We start from the raw sequence: 23,530 nt of genomic DNA, 5'->3' as shown, positions 1-23,530 counted from the left end.
CAAAGACAGCGAACAAGAGGAGTATCATTGGCGTCGTTTTAGAGAAAAAGTCGTTCAGGTGCAAGACTTTTACACAACCAGTGAGAAGGTAGCTTGTGAGTCAATGGTTTGAACACAGTACGTTAGTAGAACGATTCGTTTCGTGAACGTTATCTCACGAATGAGTGGCATTTGAATGAATTCAATTCAAATGCAATTTAGGTGGTACCGCGTAAATAAGATGAATCTACGCCCTAAAATACGAAAGTATTTTAGGGCGTATTTTAGTGTTTAGCCAAAAAAAACTCATTTGTAAAATAATTACCGCTCCAAATCGCGTATTTTAAGAAAGAAGGGGAAAAAATGTCAGAAGAAAAAAACTTACCAACGAAATATCAACCGACAGAAATCGAAGCTGGCCGTTATCAAAAATGGCTAGATCAAGATTTATTTAAACCAAGTGGCGACAAAAAAGCGAAGCCCTATTCAATTGTTATTCCACCACCTAATGTAACAGGGAAGCTACACTTAGGGCATGCTTGGGATACAACATTACAAGATATGATTATCCGCCAAAAAAGAATGCAAGGCTTTGATACGTTATGGCTGCCAGGAATGGACCATGCTGGAATTGCCACGCAAGCAAAAGTAGAAGAGAAACTAGCACAACAAGGAATTTCACGTTACGACTTAGGTCGTGAAAAATTTGTTGATCAAGTGTGGGAATGGAAAGAAGAATATGCTTCTCACATTCGTGAACAGTGGGCAAAAATGGGCCTTTCTTTAGATTACAGCCGTGAACGTTTTACTTTAGATGAAGGGCTATCTGAGGCCGTTCGTAAAGTGTTTGTCTCTCTTTACGAGAAAGATTTGATTTACCGTGGTGAATATATCATTAACTGGGATCCGAAAGCGAAAACAGCATTGTCTGATATCGAAGTAATCCATAAAGATATTGAAGGAGCTTTTTACCACATGAGCTACCCATTATCAGATGGTTCTGGCGTTGTTGAAATTGCGACAACGCGTCCTGAAACAATGTTGGGAGATACGGCGATTGCGGTCCATCCAGAAGATGAACGGTATCAAGAACTTATTGGTAAGACAGTTGTCTTGCCATTAGTAGATAAAGAAATTCCAATTATTGCAGATGACTATGTAGATATGGAATTTGGAACAGGGGTTGTAAAAATCACACCTGCCCATGATCCAAATGACTTTGAAGTCGGTAATCGTCATGACTTACCTCGAGTAAATGTTATGAACGAAGACGGCACGATGAATGAACTGGCTGGAAAATACGAAGGAATGGATCGTTTTGCTGCACGTAAAGCGATTGTCTCTGACTTGAAAGAATTAGGTCGCTTAATTAAGATCGAAACAATGAATCACAGCGTGGGCCATTCAGAACGAACAGGCGTTGTCGTGGAACCACGTTTATCGACCCAATGGTTTGTAAAAATGGGACCATTAGCTGAAAAAGCAATGAAAAATCAAGAAACAGAAGACGCTGTTGAATTTTATCCACCACGCTTCAATCAAACATTTTTACGTTGGATGGAAAATGTACATGACTGGGTTATTTCGCGACAATTATGGTGGGGCCACCAAATTCCTGCTTGGTATCACAAAGAAACGGGCGAGATGTATGTTGGGATGGAAGCGCCAGCCGACAGTGAAAATTGGGTTCAAGATAGTGACGTCTTAGATACATGGTTTAGTTCTGCTTTATGGCCATTTTCAACGATGGGTTGGCCAGATGAAGCAAGCGAAGATTATCAACGTTACTTCCCAACAAGCACATTAGTTACTGGCTATGACATCATCTTCTTCTGGGTAAGTCGTATGATTTTCCAAAGCTTAGAGTTTACAGGCGAACGTCCCTTCCAAAATGTCTTAATTCACGGCTTAATTCGTGATGAGCAAGGACGCAAAATGAGTAAATCATTGGGGAATGGGATTGATCCAATGGATGTCATCGAAAAATATGGCGCAGATGCGTTACGTTGGTTCTTATCAAATGGTTCAGCACCTGGTCAAGATGTTCGTTTTAGTTATGAAAAAATGGATGCTTCTTGGAACTTTATCAATAAGATCTGGAATGCAAGTCGTTTCGTTATCATGAATGTAGAAGGTATGACTGCTGCAGATATTGACTTTAGTGGTGAAAAGACTGTCGCTGATCGTTGGATTTTAACGCGCTTAAACGAAACAGTCGCCCGTGTGACAGAATTATTTGATCGCTTTGAATTCGGTGAAGCAGGTCGCCAATTATACAACTTCATCTGGGATGATTTCTGTGATTGGTATATTGAAATGAGTAAAGAAATTCTTTACGGAGAAAATGAAGCAGCTAAACAAACAACACGGAGCATCTTGGTGTACACATTGGATCAAATCTTACGCTTATTGCATCCAATTATGCCGTTTGTAACAGAAGAAATTTGGGAAAAAATTCCGCATCAAGGTGAGTCATTGGTTGTGGCAGAGTACCCAGTTGTTCATGAAGAATTTAACGATGAAGCAGCAGCTCGAGGAATGGAAGTTCTGAAAGAAGTTATTCGTTCGGTTCGGAATATTCGAGCAGAAGTGAATACACCACTTTCTAAACCAATTACTTTGTTAATTAAAACAAATGATACAGAAGTAGAAGAATTTTTAACAGCTAATACTAGCTATTTAGAACGCTTCTGTAACCCAGAGGAATTAGTCATCAGTCGTGAAATAGAAGCGCCAGAATTAGCCATGTCCGCTGTATTAACAGGCGCAGAACTATTCCTACCATTAGCTGGGTTGATTAATATCGAGGAAGAAATTGCTCGCTTAGAAAAAGAATTAGACAAATGGACAAAAGAAGTCAAACGTGTGCAAGGCAAACTTTCAAATGAACGTTTTGTGTCAAATGCACCAGATGAGGTCGTGGAAGCAGAACGTGCAAAAGAAAAAGACTACCTTGAAAAACAAGAGGCTGTCAAAGAACGGATTGCCCAATTACGTTCAATCTAAAAAAGAAAAGACAACAAAACCAAACGTTGGTTTTGTTGTCTTTTTGTTATAATTTGCCAAATAATTGAAACAAATACAACATTAAATAGCTGTAAGTAGCCACAGACCAGAATTTTAATAAAAGAACAATTTTCATGAATTCCTTTAAAGATATATCTGTAATTCCCGCCACTAAACAAACAATATCATCTGGAGCGAAGGGGACTAACATAGTAAAGATTAAGAGCTTTTTGACATTGTGTTCATTTTTGTCTAAAATCTCTTCAAATTTTTTGTATTTATTGGGTGAAAGGATTATTTTTACAAAGCTACGTCCATAGTAACGAACCAGTAAAAAGCCAATAAACTCACCAATGATCAACCCAAGATAGCTATACAAAAGTCCTTGCAAATTGCCAAACATCAACATTCCTGCAACAGAAGAGATTCCTCCAGGTAGAATAGGGATAATCACTTGGACGATTTGTAAAAGAATGAAACACAGAACCGCATAGTTACCAAACTGTTTAATAAAAGCTTGCAAGGAAGCAACAGAATGAAAAATTCCTCTGGAATATCCCCATAAAATTAAGCCGAAGAAAAGCACCAGTCCAACTAGGGGTAACCACCGAATGAGTCCATTTAAAAATTTTTTCTGATTAGTCATGAGTGGCCTCCTGACGTTTTCGACGGTATTTTTTAAAGCCAAGATAACCAGCCGTTCCCAGTAAAATCGTTCCGCTGACGGCAGTGCCGAGATAAATCATTCTTGGATGATAGGCAAAGGTTAACTGCTGTTTGCCAGCTGGGACTTCAACAGCTAAAAAGCCACCTAGAATGCGTTGTGTTTTTAAGGGTTCTTTTTGTAGCGACGATTTGACTTGCCAATCTTGGTCATAAGGAATGGACGTATACAGTAACTGAGTATCATTTCCAGGTACATTCAGTGCGCCATTTAAATGGCCTTTTTTAGTTGCATTCACGTGAAGAGCTTGTTGGCGTAATTTGTCAACCGCACGATTAAAGGCTGTTTGGTCTAAAGTTTGAAGTTGCCAATTAGTTAAATCAACCACTTGTTCAGCAGTTAGTGACAGGGTCACGGTAGTTCCTTTTTCAAAATGCCCTAAATTGAACAGTTGATTGGTTGCAATATAAATCGGCGTCGAGATAACTTGTTGGTTTACCTTCAATTTTGTAACTTTTTTCCATTTTAAATTCGGAATATAAAGATGCAAGTCGCCAGTGCTATTCACTTTAAAGGTTGCTTCAATTGTTTCATTGGTATGATGAGGTTCATTTATCAACGAAGCTGTTTTAAAGTAAGGTTTATCCGTCGGCACGAGCGTTTGCAGGAGTTCTTCTTGGGCATCTAAAGGATTATTTTTTGCTAATTTTAACTTGGTTAATGCGGTTGGCGCCAAAAAGCCCATACCAATCGCTTCATCATTTTCCATGATTTTCGTGGAACCAACTGTTTTTAGCAATTTTTCACTCGTAGGTTTTTCAATTGGTAAAAAGTCATATTTCACATTTAAAAGTAAATTGGTTAGTTGTGAATTATCCACATAGGCAATCCGGCGATCATTTTTTCGATATAAACCTAGCGCACTTAATGTGTCTTGGGTAGTGGCAGTTAAAGTCGAAGTATAGCTAGAAACGCCAGCATAGCCATAAAGTAAAGGATTATTGTAGCCGTTATTGATTTCACGGAACCCTGTTTCTTTGGAAGGAATGACTTGTTTCATGCGATAAAGTTCTGGTGCTGAGGCCATTTTTTCATCGATTAATTGGCTGTGTTTTCGGTAATCTTGGGCAAATGTTGCTTGGCTACCAAAGGGCATATGTTTAAAAGAAATCCAGAAATTCGTTGTTAATTCTGTGCTGACCAGTAAGAATAAAGCAACGACTACATAGTTTTTTAAGGCCTTTTTGTGTGCTAAACGCAAGCAAAAGAAAATCAACCAAATAAAAAGTAAACTTAGCCATAAATAATTGATCGAAATTAAGAGATTCTTTTGTGGACCATAATACAAAGATCCGTAGCCAATGACTAACAGCAGACTAAAAATAATAGGTGCGGTCCAAGGAATGGTCACTTTTTTAAGCCAAACTTCATAGGCAAAGACAATCAATAAAAAGCTAAAAATAAAGACATTTCGGTAAGGGAAACCAGCTGGGCTTTGAAACATGTGCCAGACAGTATTAAAGGCTTCTAACCAAAAGCTTAAAAAAAGAATGAATAAAAGAATTGCTGAAGCTATTCTTTCTTTTAACGCAATTTGTTTCGTTTGAAAATAGGCAACACAGAGAAGTGTCACAAATAATCCAGCAAAAACGGTTGGTAAATGGTCTAAACGCAACTCATAATTAATAGAACCTAAGCCTAATTGCGAGAAGAACGAAGTGTTGAACTTAGGCGTTAAAAAGAACGTCGAGACATCAAAATCTGCTTTTTTTGTATAGAGCATCCCTTCTGCTGCAGGTAATAATAAAAAGCTAGTTGCGGTTCCTGTTAAAAAAGAAACGAGGATGAATAACGGACTTTGTTTAAAAAATTGCCGAATAGCATGGGCTTGGGTATTCTTTTTAAAGAACCAATAGATACTGTACAAAACAGCAAAGAGACAAATCATATAACCCATGTAGTAATTCGTCACAATCGCTAAAAACAGGGTTATACTGTATAAGCCCCATTTGCGTTGATCCCATAAACGTTGGAGTCCCAATAAGATAAGCGGGAATAGAATCAGTGCATCCAACCACATAAAGTTTTGGCTATAGACGGTGACAAAGCCACAGAAACTATAGGACGTTGAAAAAAGTAACGTGGTGCCATCAACTTTTTGATAGGTGTATTTTAAATAGCTAAACATCGTAGTGCCCATCAAGGCAAGTTTTAAGGTAATAATCCATAAAATTGCTATAGGTAATTGTTCATAAGGAAAAAAGAAAGCCAACACATTAAAAGGGCTCAGTAAGTAATAGGCTGCCAAAGGAACAATCGACTCACCAATCTCATTGGAAAAAGAGTAGAATGTAGTTATTCCCTCGTGAAAAGAGCGTTTTAAAAAACTCAAGAAAGGCATGTATTGTGTGCCTAAATCACTAACTAATAAGTTGTTGTCACCAAAAGGCGCAAGTTGTAATGTCATCCATACAAGCAACAGAAGTAAAAACGGCAAGAAAAAACTTCCTAACCATAAAAGCTTCGATTTGTTTTTCATCAAAATAAGTCCACCTTTATAAAAAAATCATGAATAAGCGTGTTGAACGCTCTAAAAATAGTTTTTAATTGGCTGGCTGGAATGAACCATCCAGAATGTTAGTTTACCATAAGTTCATTAATGTATCCGCTAATAACGCAAAATTATGAAAAATGCAAAAAGTTTTCAAGAAAAAGTTTCAATTGGTTATTAGTGAAAAAGTCACCTAACTTAGTTATAATGTAGAAGAAGACAAGGAGTTGGACAAGATGCAATTAACAATAGAAGAAGCCATTGAATGGATTCATAGCCGGTTACCCTTTGGTTCAAGACCTGGTTTGGATCGGATTAATGCGTTATTAGAAAAAATTGATCATCCAGAAAACAAAGTGCCAACGATTCATATCGCAGGAACCAATGGTAAAGGCTCAACCGTGACATATTTACGCTGTCTATTAGAAGAAATGGGCTTGAAAGTCGGAACCTTTACCTCTCCTTATATTGAATCATTTAATGAAAGAATTGCGATAAATGGTCAACCAATTTCAGACGAACAATTGATTACTTATGTGGAAAAGTATCAACCAATCATTAAAGAATTAGACCAGATCACTGAAGTGGCTGGAATTACAGAATTCGAAACATTGACAGGAATGGCCTTGGACTATTTCGTGAATGAACAAGTGGATATCGCAGTTGTTGAAGTTGGCTTAGGTGGATTACTTGATAGCACCAATGTCGTGAAGCCATTATTGACGGGAATTACGACAATTGGGAAGGATCACACAGAAATTTTAGGTGAAACAATTGCTGAAATTGCCTATCAAAAAGCGGGTATTATTAAAGAAAAAGTCCCAGTAGTAACAGGCAACATTTGTGCTGATGCGCTAGCAGTCATTGAAAAAGTCGCACAAGAAAAACAGAGTCCAATTTTTCGTTTTGGCAAAGAGTATCAAGTGGAATATCTACATCCTGATACACAATGGGGGGAAGTATTTAATTTCTATGGAGAAATGGGCAAACTGACAAAGATTAAAGTTCCCTTGTTGGGGCGTCACCAAGTAGAAAACGCGGCGGTAGCTATTCAATTATTTGACAAGTATTGCCAACTACAACATGTGCCGTTTAAAGAACGAGACATTACTCAAGGGTTAGCTAAAGCGCAATGGCCAGCTCGAATGGAACGTCTTAGTGATGAACCGTTGATTGTTTTAGATGGCGCCCACAATGATCATGCAGTAAAACGCTTAGTTGAAAACTTGCGCAAAGAGTTTCCACAACACACGATTCATATTTTATTTTCAGCTTTAGCAACTAAAGATGTGGATGAGATGATTCAGGACTTAAAGCAAGTACCGAATGCGCATCTTTACTTAACTAGCTTTGATTACCCTAAAGCTATTGCACTTACAGAAATGGAAAAATATGAAGACGATTTAACAGAAATTGTGTCTTTATGGCAATTTGGCTTAGGCGAAATTTTAGAAAAAATGTCGACAGATGATTTATTATTAGTAACAGGTTCATTATATTTTGTTTCTCAAGTAAGAGAATTACTTTTAACTATAGGAGGAAATGATGAAGAAATTTGATGGCGTAATTTTTGATATGGATGGGTTGCTTTTTGATACGGAGTTGATTTACTATACATCTACTCAAAAAGTAGCAGATGCAATGGGGTTACCATATAGTAAAGAAGTCTATTTAGACTATGTTGGGATTTCCGATGAAGAAGTACAAGAGAATTACCGACGTATTTATGCATCCTATGGTCATGACACAGTGGAAGAATTTATCCGCCGTTCTTATGATGATACCCTGCAAGAGTTTCGATCTGGTAACGTCCCTTTAAAACCAGGGGTGGTGGAATTTCTCGACTTTTTAGATGATCAAAAAATTCCTCGATTGGTTGCTTCAAGTAACGTCCGTCCAGCAATTGAAATGTTATTAAGCCATGCTGGGATTCAGGATCGTTTTGTAGGAATTGTTTCAGCAGAGGACGTTAAACGAGCAAAACCGGACCCAGAAATTTTTCAAAAAGCACGTCAACTTTTAGGAACAGAAGCCCCGAAAACCTTGATTTTCGAAGACTCATTTCATGGGGTAAGTGCGGCTCATAGTGCGGGCATTCCAGTGATCATGGTACCTGATTTATTGCAACCAACTGAAGTTATCCAAGAGAAAACATTACATGTCTTGGAGAGTTTACATCAAGCGCCACATTATTTAAAATAATAAAAACAACACTCCTTTGCGTAGTTTATTAATGACTAGCAAAGGAGGTTTTTTTATGCAAGTATCGGATCTGTTTATTCGTGAGATGCCGAGTGATTGTTTACCACGAGAACGGCTCTTGGCGATAGGAGAAAAAGCATTATCGAATCAAGAGTTGTTGGCGATTCTGTTACGTACTGGCTCAAAAGAAGCAGACGTGATGACTGTTGCCGCAACGCTGTTAAAACAGTTTAAGCAACTTTCTTATTTGCAGCAAGCCACGTTGAACGAGTTAATGGCTATTAAAGGCATTGGCCAAGTGAAAGCCATTGAATTACGTGCGGCCATTGAATTAGGGTGTCGAATTTATCAAAGTAGTCAAATCAAATTTGGCAAAGTTACGTCCAGTCAACAAGTCGCTCAACGATTACTCCAAGAGATGAAGGGGCTGCAACAAGAACATTTAATTTGTATTTACTTGAATACCAAGAATGACATTATCCAACAGAAAACGATTTTCAAAGGATCACTGAATCAAAGTATTGCTCATCCACGCGAAATTTTTCGGGAAGCGGTTAAATATTCATCTGCTCGCATACTATTAGCTCATAATCATCCATCTGGCAATCCGACACCGTCTCCACAAGATATTCAATTTACCAAACGAATGGAAGAATGTGGCGAAATGATGGGGATTCAATTGTTGGATCATATTATTGTTGGTGATAGCGGATACATTAGTTTGAGAGAAGAGAATTTTTTTGCTTCAGAATGAGGACAATTCTTGCAAAAATATTTTATCACGTGTAAAATGAAAGGGTAATCTTGTTTGGAATTATGTAGACTTTTTAAATTTTTTTAAATATTCTATTGGAAGCGAGCAAAGTTACGACTATTTATGTGCAAATGCACGAGGAGGAACAAAAGAATGGAACAAGGAACAGTAAAATGGTTTAACGCAGAAAAAGGTTTTGGGTTTATCTCACGCGAAGACGGAAGCGACGTATTCGTACACTTCTCAGCTATCCAAGGTGATGGTTTCAAAACTTTAGAAGAAGGTCAAGCAGTGACTTTTGATGTTGAAGATTCAGACCGTGGCCCTCAAGCAGTTAACGTAGAAAAAAACTAATAAAAAATAATCCAAAAACACCTAACGCATGTTAGGTGTTTTTTTGTTAGAAAAAATAGAGAAGAAAAATGGACAAGCATTTTTCTTCTCTATTAAATGAGAGCTTTATTGATCACTAACTGTGGCAGTCATAATCATTGGCAGAATCATTGGATGACGTTCTGTTTGTTCAAACAAGAAAGGCTGTAAAGCGGTCGTCATGGCTTCGCCTAATTTTGCTTCGGTACAGTTTTTATCTTTCATTGCTTCACGTAGAGCATTGAATAAAAGACGTTGGCCTTCATGAATCATATCACCAGACTCACGCATGTAGACAAAACCACGGGAAAGAATGTCTGGACCAGCCATAATTTCTTTATTTTTAATATCAACTGTTGCTACCGCTAAAACTAAACCTTCTTCAGATAAGATACGACGATCCCGTAAAACAACATTCCCGATATCACCGACACCATTTCCATCAACGTACACGTCGTTAGCGTTGAAGTGACCAGCAGGACGTGCGCTATCAGCCGTTAAAGCTAAGACATCGCCGTTGCCCATGATAAAGCAATTTTCTTCAGGAACCCCTGTATCTTGAGCGAGCGAAGCATGGATTTTTAACATTCTAAATTCACCATGAACAGGCATGAAATATTTAGGCTTCATCAAACGAAGCATTAATTTTTGCTCTTCTTGTCCACCGTGACCAGAAGTATGGATATTATTGATTTTTCCGTGGATAACTTCTGCACCGGCTTCAGATAATAAGTTGATTAAACGGTTAACGCTTGTCGTATTCCCAGGAATTGGTGAACTTGAGAAAACAACCGTATCGCCTGGTTGAATACTAATTTGGCGGTGTGTACCGTTAGCAATCCGACTAAGCGCGGCCATAGGTTCTCCTTGAGAGCCAGTACATAAAATCATTGTTTCATTTGCTGGCAATTGATTCAGTTCCGCCGCATCGACAAACGTTCCTTTTGGCACTTTGATGTAGCCTAAGCGTTCGCCATTGACAATGGCATTTTCCATGCTACGACCAAAAACAGCAATTTTGCGACCGGTTTTCACGGCTGCATCAGCAGCTTGTTGTAAACGGAAAATGTTTGAAGCAAAACTGGCAAAGATAATCCGACCATCAATTTTTTCAAAGATTTTTAAAATAGAGGTCCCAATTGTTTTTTCGGATTTTGTAAAGGTGGGTATTTCAGCATTGGTACTGTCTGAAAGAAGACAAAGGACGCCTTCTTCACCTAATTTCGCCATTCTGTGTAAGTTGGCTGGCTCACCAACGGGTGTAAAGTCAAACTTAAAGTCACCTGTTGCGACAATGTTACCAGAAGGCGTTTTAACCACAACGCCCAAGGCATCAGGAATACTGTGAGTCGTCCGGAAAAAGCTAATCGCTGTTTTTCTAAAACGAATCACCGTATCTTCATTAATTTCGTGTAATTCCGCTTCTCGCAATAAACCATGTTCATCAAGTTTGTTGGTAATTAAAGCCAAGGCTAGTGGTCCCGCATAGATTGGGATATTCGCTTGACGTAAAAGATAAGGAACGCCACCAATATGGTCTTCGTGACCGTGGGTAATAACGAGTGCTTTGACTTTATGCAAATTTTGAACGATGTAGCTATAATCTGGAATCACGTAGTCAATCCCAAGTAAATCATCTTCTGGGAATTTGATCCCAGCATCAATAATGATAATTTCATCTTGGAATTGTACCCCATATGTGTTTTTTCCAATTTCGCCTAAACCACCGATTGCAAAAACGCCAGTTTCGTTATTTTTTATGTTTACTTTCATGTTAAAACTCCGTTAGAGTGAAGTCCGCATGTTCTTGCTCGTAAGCAAGATGTTTTTCGTCTAATAATTGAACGTATTCAATATTGTATGGGGTATTTTCTTCAACTAATTGGCGCACGATTACATCGCTATCGGCTTCCATGTAAAGAGATTTTGTGTCTTCTCTTTTTGGGTTTCTGATTTTTGTTTCTTGATAGTATACTTTGTAAATCATCGATTCATTTCTCCTTCAGCTACTAATAGTAGCAATTTATAGTTTTTTTCATTTTAAGACAGAAAATTAAACACAACAAAACGAGGTGCTGATCACCTAAAAAAGAATGCTCATCAAAAACATCTGTTAATGATGAAATGAAGCCTCGACTTTGCTTCATTCTGGGTATTTGATTTTATGTGTTCTTTTTTCAACCGTCCCGTGTGTTGTGAATAACAACAATTAAGCTTATTTTATCATAGAATGATAAGGAAGTATAGAAACACTCACTGGACTTTTAAAAAAAACAAACTTCTTGTTTCACCTTATTCTTGATCAAGTTCGAGTGCCTTTTTTTTAGGACGCCAATACCAACTTAAGCCGATCACGTGGGCTAAATAAACAATCGCTAAAGTCGTAGTCATCAACGTATTTCGGACAATTAAACACGGAATGGCAAATAAAAGAAACATGGAAATAAATAGTTTCCATTTACCTTTACGAGTAATTTTTTTCTCAAAGAAGGCTTCTTGGATATATTTTTGATAATAAGAAGAAGCTAAAAATTTGTTATAAAGTTTATCTGAACTACGCATCCAAAAAAAGGCCGTTAATAAATAAAAACCAGTGGTGGGTAAAAGCGGCAAAAAGATTCCTAACGTGCCTAAAGCAAACGTACAGGAACCGAGAAAAATGAAGAATAATTTTTTCATTCAAAGGGTCCTTTCAGTTTTTCCCAATTATGGCACAATCAAAAGGAAGTAGCAATTTTAATCGTATAAGTAAATCATTAAAATTATCTATTTTTTAGAAAATCTAAAAGAGAAAGGATAGAAAGAGAAAGGCTGTTTTTTCTAGCCAGACAGCTTGTATTACCGATTTCTTTTTGATACAGTGGGAGTACTAGAAAATTTAAAGTAAGATAAGAAGGAGATGATTAATTGAAGTTAATGTGGCGTTACACAATGCGTTATAAGAAATTACTTTTCGCTGATTTTATTTGTGTGTTTGGTTTTATTTTGATTGAATTAGGCTTGCCGACCATTTTAGCACGAATGATTGACAAAGGAATTATTCCTAGAGATATGGACTATATTTATCAGCAAGGGATTTGGATGGTTGTAATTACGATTATTGGCGTTGCAATGAATATTTTGCTAGGGTACTTTGGTGCCAGAATTACAACAAACATTGTTCGTGATATTCGTGATGATTTATTTGAAAAGATTCAAACTTTCTCACACAGTGAATATGAAAGTATTGGGGTTTCTTCCTTAATTACGCGAACTACCAATGATGCATACCAAATTATGCTCTTCATGGGAAATATTTTACGTCTTGGCTTTATGACGCCAGTGATGTTTATTGCCAGTCTTTACATGGTGATGCGAACGAGTCCGTCGTTAGGAATGTACGTTTTAGGTGCCTTGCCTTTTCTGCTGCTAGCAGTTGTCGGAATTGCTCGTTTGTCAGAACCGTTATCTAAAAAGCAACAAAAGAACTTAGATGGAATCAACGGGATTTTAAGAGAAAATCTTTCTGGATTGCGGGTAATACGCGCATTTGTTAATGAAAAATTTGAAGAATCTCGTTTTAATAAAGTCAATGAAACTTACACTAAAAGTTCAAAAAGTTTGTTTCGTTTAATGGCAGCAGCCCAACCAGGGTTCTTTTTCTTATTTAATATTGTGATGGTCTTAATCATTTGGAGCGGGACTGTTCAAATCAGCCATGGGGATTTAGAAGTTGGGAATTTAATAGCTTTTATTGAATATATTTTCCATGCGCTGTTCTCGTTTATGTTATTTGCCAGTGTCTTTATGATGTATCCGCGGGCTGCGGTTTCGGCTTCGCGGATTCAAGAAGCCTTAGACATGGAACCAGCTATTCGTGAAGAAGAAGGCGTAACAGAAACAGCTACTAAAGGCTATCTAGAGTTTAAAAATGTAACCTTTGCCTATCCTGGACATGCGGAAAGCCCAGTCATCCGCAATGTAAGTTTTAAGGCGTCACCTGGTGAAACAGTGGCCTTTATTGGGAGCACAGGTAGTGGGAAATCAACATTAATTCAATTGATTCCACGGTTTTATGATGTATCAGAAGGTGAAATTTTAATCGATGGAGTGAACGTAAAAGAGTACAAACTTAGTGCATTACGCAATAAGATTGGCTATATTCCACAAAAAGCGTTACTTTTTACTGGTACAATTGCTGATAATCTTCGCTACGGTAAGGAAGATGCGACGTTAGAAGAAATGGAACGAGCAATTGACATTGCTCAAGCTACAGAATTTGTTTCACAAAAACCGCAAGGCTATGATGAACCTCTTTCAGAAGGTGGCACGAACTTTTCTGGTGGTCAAAAACAACGTTTAGCTATCGCACGGGCGATTATTCGCAATCCGGAAATTTATATATTTGATGATAGTTTTTCTGCGTTAGATTATCAAACAGATGCAAATTTACGAGCGCGTCTGAAAAAAGAAACAACAGAATCCACTGTTTTAATTGTGGCACAACGTGTTGGAACAATTATGCATGCGGACCGCATTGTTGTTTTAAACGAAGGCGACGTGGTCGGAATTGGCACACATCGTGAATTACTTGAGACTTGTCCAATTTACTATGATATTGCGGCTTCTCAATTGTCAGAGGAGGAATTAGCATGAAACACGCCTTTTCTTCTATGAAACGAATCGGTCGCTATATTAAACCGTACCGAGTGACGTTTTATTTAGTTATTTTATTTACAATATTAACCGTTGCCTTTAATGCAGCGTTGCCTTATTTGACTGGATTACCAACGACAGAAATTAGCCGTAATATTGCGGCTGGCGAATCCATTAATTTTGATTATGTAATCCAATGTTTAATTTGGATTTTAGTTGTGGGAACAGGTTATTGTGTGGCACAATTTTTGTCAGGCTTTTTAATGACGAATGTCGTTCAACAATCCATGCGCGATTTACGTCGCGATATTGAAGAAAAAATCAATCGTTTGCCAGTTTCTTATTTTGATAAGAACCAACAAGGAAATATTTTGTCACGGGTGACGAACGATGTGGATGCTGTCAGCAATGCGATGCAACAAAGTTTTATTAATATTGTTTCGGCAGTCTTAGGGATTGTGATGGCGGTAGTGATGATGTTCTTAATCAATCCGCTGATGGCGATTTTTTCAGTGATTATGATTCCGTTGTCTCTGATTATTTCCAGAACAATTGTTAAAATCTCCCAGAAATATTTCCAAGGAATGCAAAATTCTTTAGGAGACTTAAATGGTTATGTCCAAGAAAATATGACTGGGTTCAGTGTTTTAAAACTATATGGTCGGGAAAAAGAAACTCTTGAAGGTTTTAAACAAGTCAATCACCGTTTAAATGGTTTTGGCTTCAAAGCATCCTTTATCTCAGGATTAATGTTGCCATTGGTTCAAATGACTGCTTATGGGACCTATATCGGGGTAGCTGTCCTTGGTAGTTACTATGTGGTTGCTGGTGTGATCGTAGTGGGGCAATTACAAGCGTTTATTCAATATATTTGGCAAATTAGCCAACCAATGGGGAATATTACGCAGTTGTCTGCAGCTTTACAAAGCGCTTCAGCTTCGACCATGCGGATTTTTGAAATCCTAGATGAACCAGAAGAAGAACTTAACGAACAAGATGTTCCTTTGCCAGAACCTATTTTAGGCTCTGTTGAATTTGAAAATGTCAGCTTTAGTTATGACCCAGAAAAACCGTTAATTCGTAATTTGAACTTTAAAGTTGATGCGGGCCAAATGGTTGCGATTGTGGGACCAACTGGCGCTGGGAAAACAACCTTAATCAACTTACTGATGCGTTTTTATGATGTAACAGAAGGCGCCATTAAAATTGATGGTATTGACACGAAAAAAATGAACCGTAGTGATGTCCGTTCTGTATTTGGAATGGTATTGCAAGATGCTTGGTTGTATAAAGGTACCATTGCAGATAATATTCGTTTTGGGAAGTTGGATGCCACGGATTATGAAGTTGTGGATGCAGCGAAAACGGCCAATGTGGATCACTTCATTCGGACAATGCCAGATGGGTATGAAATGGAAATCAATTCTGAGGGAGATAACGTTTCCCTTGGTCAAAAACAATTGTTGACCATTGCCCGAGCGGTAATTTCTGATCCAAAAATTTTGATTTTAGATGAGGCGACTAGTTCAGTCGATACACGCTTGGAAGCCTTAATTCAAAAAGCAATGGATCGTGTTATGGAAGGACGAACGAGTTTCGTTATTGCCCACCGCCTATCAACTATTCGTGAAGCTGATTTAATTCTTGTTATGAAACAAGGAGAAATCATTGAAAAAGGTACGCATCATGAGTTGCTGGAACAAGGTGGCTTCTATGAAAAACTATACAATAGTCAATTTGCTGAAGAAGGCGACTATGAGGAATAAAAAGAGGTCGGGACAGAAGCGTTTAACTCCGAGAAATAAGAAGGAATTTCCGAAAATTGTTCTGTAATTTTTGGAGAATTCCGGCTTATTTCCGAAGGAGTTGCTTTTGTTCCCGCCGTTTATCAGTTTTTGAGCGTGGAGCAAAAATCCAAAGTGATTTTTGTCCCACGCTCTTTTCTTGTCTTTTTTACTATGAAAGTGAGGAATTCTTGTCTATACTTAATGAAAAGAGGTGACAGAGTTTGAAAAAAGAGTATTTTATTGCTGCTAGTGCAGATGTCTATGGAAACGTACAACTAGCGAAGGATAGTAATATTTGGTTTCAGTCGGTCTTAAGAGGTGACAGTAACACAATTACCATTGGTGAAGGTAGTAATATTCAAGATGGCACGATTATTCATGTTGATGAAGATGCCCCGACAATTGTAGGCAAGTATGTAACGGTGGGCCATCAATGCATGTTACACGGTTGTAAAATCGGTGATGGTGCTTTGATTGGCATGGGTTCAACCATTCTAAATAACGCTATTATTGGAGAAAACAGCCTGATTGGTGCGGGCTCTTTAGTGACAGAAGGCAAAATTATCCCGCCAAATGTTTTAGCATTTGGTCGACCCGCGAAGGTTATCCGTCCGTTAACGGCAGCAGAAATAGCCAGTAATCATACGAACGCCTTACATTATATTCAACGAGCAGAAGAATTTCGCCAACAAAAATACCCGAAACTAACATAGAATTAGGAGGAAAATGATGAAGAAAATTAAAGTAATGACGGTTTTTGGAACACGGCCAGAAGCAATCAAAATGGCTCCCTTAATCAAAGTTTTAGAAGAGCAAAGTCAAGGATTTGACTCTGTAGTAGTCGTAACAGCGCAACATCGCCAAATGTTGGATCAAGTGTTAGAAGATTTTCAAATTACACCGAATCATGATTTAAATATCATGAAAGATGGGCAAACCTTAACAGATATTACAAGTCGTGTTTTGAATTTATTAACTGAGGTTCTTGTGACAGAACAGCCGGATATTGTCTTGGTTCATGGCGATACAACCACGTCATTTGCGGCTGCATTGGCTGCTTTTTATCAACAGATTCCAGTGGGACATGTGGAAGCAGGATTGCGGACCTGGCAAAAATATTCTCCGTTTCCGGAAGAAATGAATCGTCAACTGGTAGATGTGTTAACTGATATTTATTTTGCCCCAACCACTCAAAGTAAGGACAATTTAATCAAAGAAAATCATCCAGAAGAACATATTTATGTGACTGGCAATACAGCAATTGACGCGATGGCGTACACCGTTGATGCCCACTATCAAAATGATTTATTGGAAAAAATCCCTACAGACCAACGCATCGTGCTAATTACAATGCATCGTCGTGAAAATTTAGGCCTGCCAATGGCAAATGTGTTTAAAGCTGTTCGTCGACTTGTAATGGAACATCCAGAAATTGAAGTCATTTTCCCTATGCACAAAAATCCCAAAGTCCGTGAAATAGTAGCGGAACACTTAGGTGAATTAGCTCGTGTGCATTTAATTGAACCATTGGATGTCAAAGATTTTCAAAATTTTGCAGCGAAAAGTTCTTTAATTTTAACTGATTCTGGCGGTGTGCAAGAAGAAGCTCCTTCCTTAGGTGTGCCAGTTTTAGTTTTACGAGATACAACGGAACGTCCAGAAGGCGTAGCGGCAGGAACATTGAAATTGGTTGGTACAGACGAACAAGTAGTCTATCAAGAGGCGAAAACATTATTGACTGATTCTGATGCTTACCACGCGATGGCGCATGCACAAAATCCGTATGGGGATGGTCAAGCTAGCCGCCGAATCGTTGAAGCCATTGCCTATGAAATGCAGCAATCAGATAAAAAACCAGATACGTTTACAGCAAAATAAATAAAAAGGCAGAGAAGCGCTGAAAAATGTGCTTCTTTTGCGTATCTTATTTTGAAGAATCAATTAGACAAAAAATGCTAGAAAGTAGTGAAGTGAAGATGTATCAAACGATTTTATTTGATTTAGATGGCACAATTACGGATTCTGGTAGCGGCATTATGCGTTCTATTTTATACGCAACAGAACAATTAGGCTGGCCAGCTCCTAGCGAGGAGACGTTACGTTCTTTCATAGGGCCGCCTTTATATGAATCATTTTTGCACATGGCGCCTTCAGCTGAAGCAGCGCAACAAGCCGTGGGTCATTATCGAGCGTATTATCAGAGAAAAGGTATGCTTGAAAACCATGTGTATCCAGGGATTCCAGAAGTGTTAACAAGGTTAAAGGAAGCGGGAGCAAAGTTATACATTGCGACTTCCAAGCCAGAAGAATTTGCTAAAAAGATTATTACTCATTTTGATTTAGATCGTTATTTTACAGGCATCTATGGAGCGAGTATGGACGGTTATCGTTCTAAAAAAGCAGATGTGATTCAGTATGCATTAACGGAAGCTCAATTAGACCCAACCAAAGAAGCGATTATCATGGTTGGTGATCGCAACCATGACATTCTTGGTGCTCAACAAAATGGCTTAGATAGTATAGGTGTCTTGTATGGATTTGGTGAAGAAACAGAATTACAAGAGGCGGGAGCGACATTCCTAGTACAATCACCTAAAGGCTTAGGTGCTATTTTGCTACAAAATTCTTAATAGAAAATGGATTTTCGATAAATTTAGGAGGATTTTAAGATTTATTATCGTTTCAATAGAAAAGCGCCATCATAGGCTTTAAACGTTGTCAATGATGAATTTTTTATCGGGGAATGACGGTCTTTTTATTAAAAACATTTAATTTTAAAGAGGTTTCATGTATAATAGTTTCAGTCATAAACGATAGAATAGTAAGGAGGGTTAGTTTTGGCTAATGATAACCAAAATAACCAAGATCCCAAATCTTCGCTTAGAGATCAAGTAACTGGGTCTTTAAAAGGTAGAAATGATGGCGATCAACCTGATTCCTCTGAAAAAAATGATAGGTCTCCCCAACCTTCATCTGATGAATCACAAGAAACAGCGAGCCGCACAACACAAACACGTGCAGGTTCTAGAGCTGCTCGAAGACGTGGGAAAGACAAGACAACACAGACAGTCGAAGAGCCAACCCCGATTGAAACAGACGAAAAGCCAACAAATACAAAAAAACAAACACGTAAAAAAGAAGATCGTTTAGTCGGTCGTATCGTGTTAATTGTAGTTTCTGTATTAGTTTTAATGATGGCAATCTTTGGGTTTACTTTTTATAAATATGTAGATGCTGGGCTACAGCCACTAGACAAGAACAATAAGAAGCTTGTTCAAGTGCATATCCCAGAAGGATCTTCTAATAAGCAAATTGCTGCGGTTTTAGAAGAAAGCAACGTCATTAAAAGCGGAATGGTTTTTAACTACTACGTAAAATTTAAAAACTTAACAGATTTTCAAGCGGGCTATTATCAAATGTCTCCAAGCATGACACTCGATGAAATTGGTGAAATGCTAAAAGAAGGAGGCACGCCAGAACCAACTAAAATTGCAGATGGCAAAGTAACGATTCCTGAAGGCTACGATATAGATAAAATTGGCGAAGCTATTGAAAAAAATACAGATTTCAAGAAAGCAGATTTCATTGCATTAATGAAAAACGAAGACTTCTTCAATCAAATGAAGGCTAAGTATCCTGATTTACTTGAAAGTGCTGCAACCGCAGAAGGGGTTCGTTATCGCTTAGAAGGGTATTTATTCCCGGCAACTTATGATTACTACAAAAAAGCAACACTTCCTGAATTTGTCGAACAAATGATTGCTAAAATGAACACAGTAATGGAACAATATACGCCGACAATTCATGCAAAGAATTTAACCAATCAGCAAGTCTTAACGTTAGCTTCATTGGTTGAAAAAGAAGGAGTCAAAGAAGCAGACCGCAAACAAATTGCGCAAGTATTCTTTAACCGCTTGGCTGCCGATATGCCGATCCAATCAGATATTTCTATTTTGTATGCTCTAGGAGAACACAAAGAAACTGTAACGTATGCTGACTTGGAAGTGGACTCGTCTTATAACTTGTATAAAAATACTGGTTATGGACCAGGACCATTAGATAGCCCAAGTGAGGAGTCAATTAAAGCAGTCTTGAATCCGACACCAAGTGACTATTTATACTTTGTAGCAGATATTTCTACAGGAAAAGTCTACTTCTCAAAAACATATGAAGAACATCAAGTATTAGTAAATCAGTATGTCAATAATTCAAGTAGTGAATAAAATGAAAACATAAAAGAGCTTGGTGAATCAATTTTGTATGATTCACCAAGCTTTTAGATACTCAAAAAGTAATCTGTTTAACAGAGGGAAAGAGTAGCAACTAGAAATTTATATAAATAAAATTTAGCAAAATCACAAAAATTCAATAATTATATTTACAATTTAGAAAAAGCGTGGTACTCTTTTGTGGATTGAAAGCGGAATTTTTTTCAATAACCAACCAAGAACTACGTATCGTTAAGCGAAAAAGGAGAATTAACATGGTAGAAAAAGTATATCCAATGACTCTTGAAGGAAAAGAAAAATTAGAACAAGAGCTAGAAGAATTAAAAACAATTAAACGTAAAGAAATCGTAGAGCGTATTAAAATCGCTCGTAGCTTTGGGGATCTTTCAGAGAACTCAGAGTATGAATCAGCTAAAGATGAACAAGCTTTCGTTGAAGGACGTATTACAACGTTAGAAAATATGATTCGTTTTGCAGAAATCATCGATAATGATGGCGTGGACCAAGACGAAGTTTCCATCGGTAAAACAGTTACTTTCCAAGAGTTACCTGACGGAGAAGAAGAGGAATACACAATCGTAGGAAGTGCCGAAGCCGATCCATTTTCTGGTAAAATTTCTAATGATTCACCGATTGCGCAAGCCTTAATTGGTAAACAATTAGGCGACCAAGTGATTATTGCAACACCTGGTGGCGACATGACAGTTAAAATTACAAAAGTTGAAGCAAACTAAATAATTGAGTAGGGCAGGCAGCTTCCAAGGCCTGTCCTTTCGCAATCTAGGACATTTAGGGCTAAAGTCCTATGGTAACCTGAGGCGCAAACCACTATGATTAAATAAAATAAACGAGTAAAATAAATGACAGAGGGAGGAGGCAAATCTATGAATAACCCTTGGCGCTTTTTTATCGTCGCAGAAGCATTACTTTTTATTCTGGCGTTATGGCAAATTGTACATAATCCTGGATTAGCTGTTTTATTAACAATTGGCGTTTTACTTGTGGCCTACGTTTCCAGGAAAGCATCTAAAACACATTTTAACAACTTTCAATTCGTCCTCGGCGTTGTTTTTATTGTCATTGGTGCAATGAACAGCACGGCTGTTTGGTTTATGTTGATTTTTGGCGTACTCTTTATCGGCTTAAAAGGCTTTGAGATTTCAGGCGTGGATATAGCTGAGCGAGCACCTTGGCGTAAAAAACAAATGATTATGGTGGAGACGGCGGCAAAAGAACCTAAAAATGGCAAACGATTTAAACGCCGCTGGTTTGCCAACGAACGCATTGGTAACAATATCTATGAATGGGACGATATCAATATTGATTTAATCTCTGGGGACACCATTATTGATTTAGGTAATACGCTACTACCGAAAGAAGACAATATTATTATTATTCGTAAAGGTTTTGGCCGCACGCGAATTCTAGTGCCGTTAGGTGTAGCTATTTTGTTAGAACATTCAACTTTTTACGGAACGGTACGTTTTGAAGAAGAAAAATATCAATTGAAAAACGAATCATTAAAAATTTACAGCAATGATTATGATACCAATCTTCGTCGTTTGAAAATTATGACGAACACTTTAGTAGGAGATGTTGAGGTGATCCGTGTATGACCGATCGGATTTCAAGACGCATGATTTCATTATATGCGTCCCTTAGCACCTTTATTGTTATCTTAATTACATTGTTTTCATATTTTCATTCGATTAAACAAAACCGGTGGCTATTAGAGCTTCTTCAGAGAAAAGTCTTTTATCTACCACTAATTGTGCACATTGTTCTCATATCCTTACTAATAGGCTTATTGACCTTTTTACTGATTTCATTGGTTCAAAAAGGGCAATATGGACGGATTGAAGAAAAACTTCGGTTATTGGCCAACGGTAATTATGAAAGTCCAGTCTTAAACAAACCAACGACCAGTGAAAATCAAGACCATTATCTAACCGAAGTCGAACAAGATATTTGGTCGATTAAAAATAAATTATTAGAGATGTCTAAAGAATTGCAATTATTAAACAGTCGACCGCAATTAATGGATGGGCAAACAAAAGAAGAAATTTTAGAGAACGAGCGGCATCGTTTGGCGCGGGAGTTGCATGATTCAGTCAGTCAACAACTTTTTGCAGCCATGATGATGTTGTCTGCATTAAATGAACAAGCACAACGAACAGAAACCCCGGAACCATATCGTAAACAACTAGCCATGGTGGCAGAAATCATTAATGCCTCCCAATCGGAAATGCGCGCGCTACTATTGCACTTGCGTCCTATCAGTCTAGAAGGAAAAAGTTTGCGTAAAGGTATTGAACAATTACTGAAAGAACTACAAACAAAAATTAAAATTGAATTGATTTGGGATGTTGAAGATGTTCATTTAAATAGCAGCATTGAGGATCATCTTTTCCGAATTGTGCAGGAGTTACTTTCAAATACCTTAAGACATGCCAAAGCAAAGGAATTAGAGGTATACTTACACCAAGTCGATAAAAACGTGTTATTGCGTATTGTTGATGATGGTGTCGGCTTTGATATGAAGGAACAAAGTAATAAAGCCGGTAGTTATGGCTTAAATAATATTCGAGAACGTGTTGTCGGCATGGGCGGTACAGTTAAAATTATTAGTTTTAAAGGGCAGGGAACCAGCGTTGAAATTAAAGTTCCTGTCATAAAGGAGGAAACTGCAAGTGATCAAAGTAATGTTAGTGGATGACCATGAAATGGTCCGTTTAGGCGTTTCATCATATTTATCTATTCAAGAGGATATAGAAGTCGTAGGCGAAGCAGAAAATGGTAAGATTGGCTATGAAAAAGCATTGGAACTACGTCCAGATGTTATTTTGATGGATTTGGTAATGGAAGAAATGGACGGCATTGATTCAACAAAAGCGATCTTGAAAGATTGGCCAGAAGCCAAGATTATTATTGTGACGAGTTTTATTGATGATGAAAAAGTGTATCCGGCGATTGAAGCTGGTGCAGCAGGCTACCTATTAAAAACATCAACAGCTCATGAGATTGCTGATGCAATTCGGGCGACTTATCGCGGAGAGCGTGTGTTGGAACCTGAAGTGACGCATAAGATGATGGAACGGTTAACAAAAAAACAAGAGCCGGTGTTGCACGAAGATTTGACAAACCGAGAACACGAAATTTTAATGTTGATTGCACAAGGTAAAAGTAATCAGGAAATAGCTGATGAACTCTTTATCACTTTGAAAACAGTTAAAACACATGTTTCAAACATTTTAGCAAAACTAGATGTGGATGATCGGACCCAAGCGGCGATTTATGCTTTTCAACATGGTTTAGCCAAATAAATATCAGATAAATCCATAAATAAATTCT

At 37.8% G+C, this 23,530-nt stretch carries 20 protein-coding genes and 1 other annotated feature (1 of these 21 running past the window's edge); of the genes, 15 read left to right on the top strand and 5 right to left on the bottom strand.

Annotation, left to right across the window (positions count from 1 at the left end; translation table 11 throughout):
- Positions 1-239: a binding site (T-box leader), on the top strand (it extends 1 nt beyond the left edge of the window).
- A gap of 103 nt (positions 240-342) precedes the next feature.
- Positions 343-2,985, top strand: coding sequence for a valine--tRNA ligase (locus tag IGL42_RS11365; RefSeq protein ID WP_010709906.1), 2,643 nt, complete (start codon positions 343-345; stop codon positions 2,983-2,985).
- Between the two features lie 46 nt (positions 2,986-3,031).
- On the opposite strand, the gene IGL42_RS11360 is transcribed toward IGL42_RS11365, so the two are convergent.
- Together IGL42_RS11360 and IGL42_RS11355 are read right to left on the bottom strand one after the other, a co-directional pair.
- Positions 3,032-3,631 (bottom strand): TVP38/TMEM64 family protein, encoded by a 600-nt coding sequence (locus tag IGL42_RS11360; RefSeq protein WP_002355114.1) that lies wholly within the window; start codon positions 3,629-3,631, stop codon positions 3,032-3,034.
- Positions 3,624-6,188: a YfhO family protein gene (locus tag IGL42_RS11355; protein WP_010710926.1), complete on the bottom strand. Its 2,565-nt coding sequence runs from the start codon at positions 6,186-6,188 to the stop codon at positions 3,624-3,626. Before IGL42_RS11355 ends, IGL42_RS11360 begins: the two co-directional genes overlap by 8 nt.
- A gap of 248 nt (positions 6,189-6,436) precedes the next feature.
- Between IGL42_RS11355 and IGL42_RS11350 the strand changes: the two genes are divergently transcribed.
- The 4 genes from IGL42_RS11350 to IGL42_RS11335 all read left to right on the top strand — a co-directional run bounded on the left by IGL42_RS11350 (position 6,437) and on the right by IGL42_RS11335 (position 9,510).
- Entirely contained in the window at positions 6,437-7,759 is a 1,323-nt protein-coding gene (locus IGL42_RS11350; RefSeq protein WP_010710927.1) for a bifunctional folylpolyglutamate synthase/dihydrofolate synthase, read from the top strand.
- Entirely contained in the window at positions 7,743-8,402 is a 660-nt protein-coding gene (locus tag IGL42_RS11345; protein WP_002385286.1) for an HAD family hydrolase, read from the top strand. The genes IGL42_RS11350 and IGL42_RS11345 overlap by 17 nt, the downstream gene beginning before the upstream one ends.
- 55 nt (positions 8,403-8,457) lie before the next feature.
- Positions 8,458-9,156, top strand: coding sequence for a RadC family protein (gene radC, locus IGL42_RS11340; RefSeq protein ID WP_002365188.1), 699 nt, complete (start codon positions 8,458-8,460; stop codon positions 9,154-9,156).
- Between the two features lie 153 nt (positions 9,157-9,309).
- Positions 9,310-9,510 carry a cold-shock protein gene (locus IGL42_RS11335; protein WP_002355121.1) on the top strand — a complete coding sequence of 67 codons (201 nt, stop codon included), beginning with the start codon at positions 9,310-9,312 and terminating at the stop codon, positions 9,508-9,510.
- Positions 9,511-9,615: 105 nt separating this feature from the next.
- On the opposite strand, the gene rnjA is transcribed toward IGL42_RS11335, so the two are convergent.
- The 3 genes from rnjA to IGL42_RS11320 all read right to left on the bottom strand — a co-directional run bounded on the left by rnjA (position 9,616) and on the right by IGL42_RS11320 (position 12,207).
- Positions 9,616-11,301: a ribonuclease J1 gene (rnjA, locus tag IGL42_RS11330; RefSeq protein WP_002355122.1), complete on the bottom strand. Its 1,686-nt coding sequence runs from the start codon at positions 11,299-11,301 to the stop codon at positions 9,616-9,618.
- A gap of 1 nt (position 11,302) precedes the next feature.
- Entirely contained in the window at positions 11,303-11,515 is a 213-nt protein-coding gene (locus IGL42_RS11325) for a DNA-directed RNA polymerase subunit epsilon (protein WP_002355123.1), read from the bottom strand.
- 305 nt (positions 11,516-11,820) lie between these two features.
- Positions 11,821-12,207, bottom strand: coding sequence for a YbaN family protein (locus tag IGL42_RS11320; protein WP_002355126.1), 387 nt, complete (start codon positions 12,205-12,207; stop codon positions 11,821-11,823).
- Positions 12,208-12,435: 228 nt separating this feature from the next.
- Between IGL42_RS11320 and efrA the strand changes: the two genes are divergently transcribed.
- The 10 genes from efrA to IGL42_RS11270 all read left to right on the top strand — a co-directional run bounded on the left by efrA (position 12,436) and on the right by IGL42_RS11270 (position 23,502).
- On the top strand, positions 12,436-14,163 hold the full coding sequence (gene efrA / locus IGL42_RS11315; RefSeq protein ID WP_002414139.1) for a multidrug efflux ABC transporter subunit EfrA: 1,728 nt from the start codon (positions 12,436-12,438) through the stop codon (positions 14,161-14,163).
- Positions 14,160-15,929, top strand: a complete 1,770-nt coding sequence (gene efrB, locus IGL42_RS11310; RefSeq protein ID WP_002365186.1) for a multidrug efflux ABC transporter subunit EfrB — start codon at positions 14,160-14,162, stop codon at positions 15,927-15,929. The genes efrA and efrB overlap by 4 nt, the downstream gene beginning before the upstream one ends.
- Positions 15,930-16,171: 242 nt before the next feature.
- Positions 16,172-16,663, top strand: a complete 492-nt coding sequence (locus tag IGL42_RS11305; protein WP_002355129.1) for a gamma carbonic anhydrase family protein — start codon at positions 16,172-16,174, stop codon at positions 16,661-16,663.
- 13 nt (positions 16,664-16,676) lie between these two features.
- A complete protein-coding gene (gene wecB / locus IGL42_RS11300; RefSeq protein ID WP_002385282.1) occupies positions 16,677-17,828 on the top strand; it encodes a non-hydrolyzing UDP-N-acetylglucosamine 2-epimerase in 1,152 nt (383 codons plus the stop codon).
- Positions 17,829-17,902: 74 nt separating this feature from the next.
- The gene (locus IGL42_RS11295) at positions 17,903-18,580 is read left to right on the top strand and encodes an HAD family hydrolase (protein WP_025191907.1); all 678 of its coding nucleotides are present in this window, start codon (positions 17,903-17,905) and stop codon (positions 18,578-18,580) included.
- A 207-nt stretch (positions 18,581-18,787) separates the two neighbouring features.
- Positions 18,788-20,173, top strand: coding sequence for an endolytic transglycosylase MltG (mltG, locus tag IGL42_RS11290; RefSeq protein WP_010710930.1), 1,386 nt, complete (start codon positions 18,788-18,790; stop codon positions 20,171-20,173).
- A gap of 260 nt (positions 20,174-20,433) precedes the next feature.
- Entirely contained in the window at positions 20,434-20,913 is a 480-nt protein-coding gene (gene greA / locus IGL42_RS11285) for a transcription elongation factor GreA (RefSeq protein ID WP_002355133.1), read from the top strand.
- Between the two features lie 150 nt (positions 20,914-21,063).
- On the top strand, positions 21,064-21,795 hold the full coding sequence (gene liaF / locus IGL42_RS11280; protein WP_002381168.1) for a cell wall-active antibiotics response protein LiaF: 732 nt from the start codon (positions 21,064-21,066) through the stop codon (positions 21,793-21,795).
- Positions 21,792-22,895: a sensor histidine kinase gene (locus IGL42_RS11275; protein ID WP_002365182.1), complete on the top strand. Its 1,104-nt coding sequence runs from the start codon at positions 21,792-21,794 to the stop codon at positions 22,893-22,895. Before liaF ends, IGL42_RS11275 begins: the two co-directional genes overlap by 4 nt.
- Positions 22,870-23,502: a response regulator gene (locus tag IGL42_RS11270; protein ID WP_002355137.1), complete on the top strand. Its 633-nt coding sequence runs from the start codon at positions 22,870-22,872 to the stop codon at positions 23,500-23,502. The genes IGL42_RS11275 and IGL42_RS11270 overlap by 26 nt, the downstream gene beginning before the upstream one ends.
- The last annotated feature ends 28 nt before the right edge of the window (positions 23,503-23,530 follow it).

Source organism: Enterococcus sp. DIV0712 (genome assembly GCF_050554855.1).
GTDB classification, from domain to species: Bacteria; Bacillota; Bacilli; order Lactobacillales; family Enterococcaceae; genus Enterococcus; species Enterococcus faecalis.
Note: the sequence above shows the minus strand (reverse complement) of the source record. Positions and strands in the feature narration are given on the sequence as shown.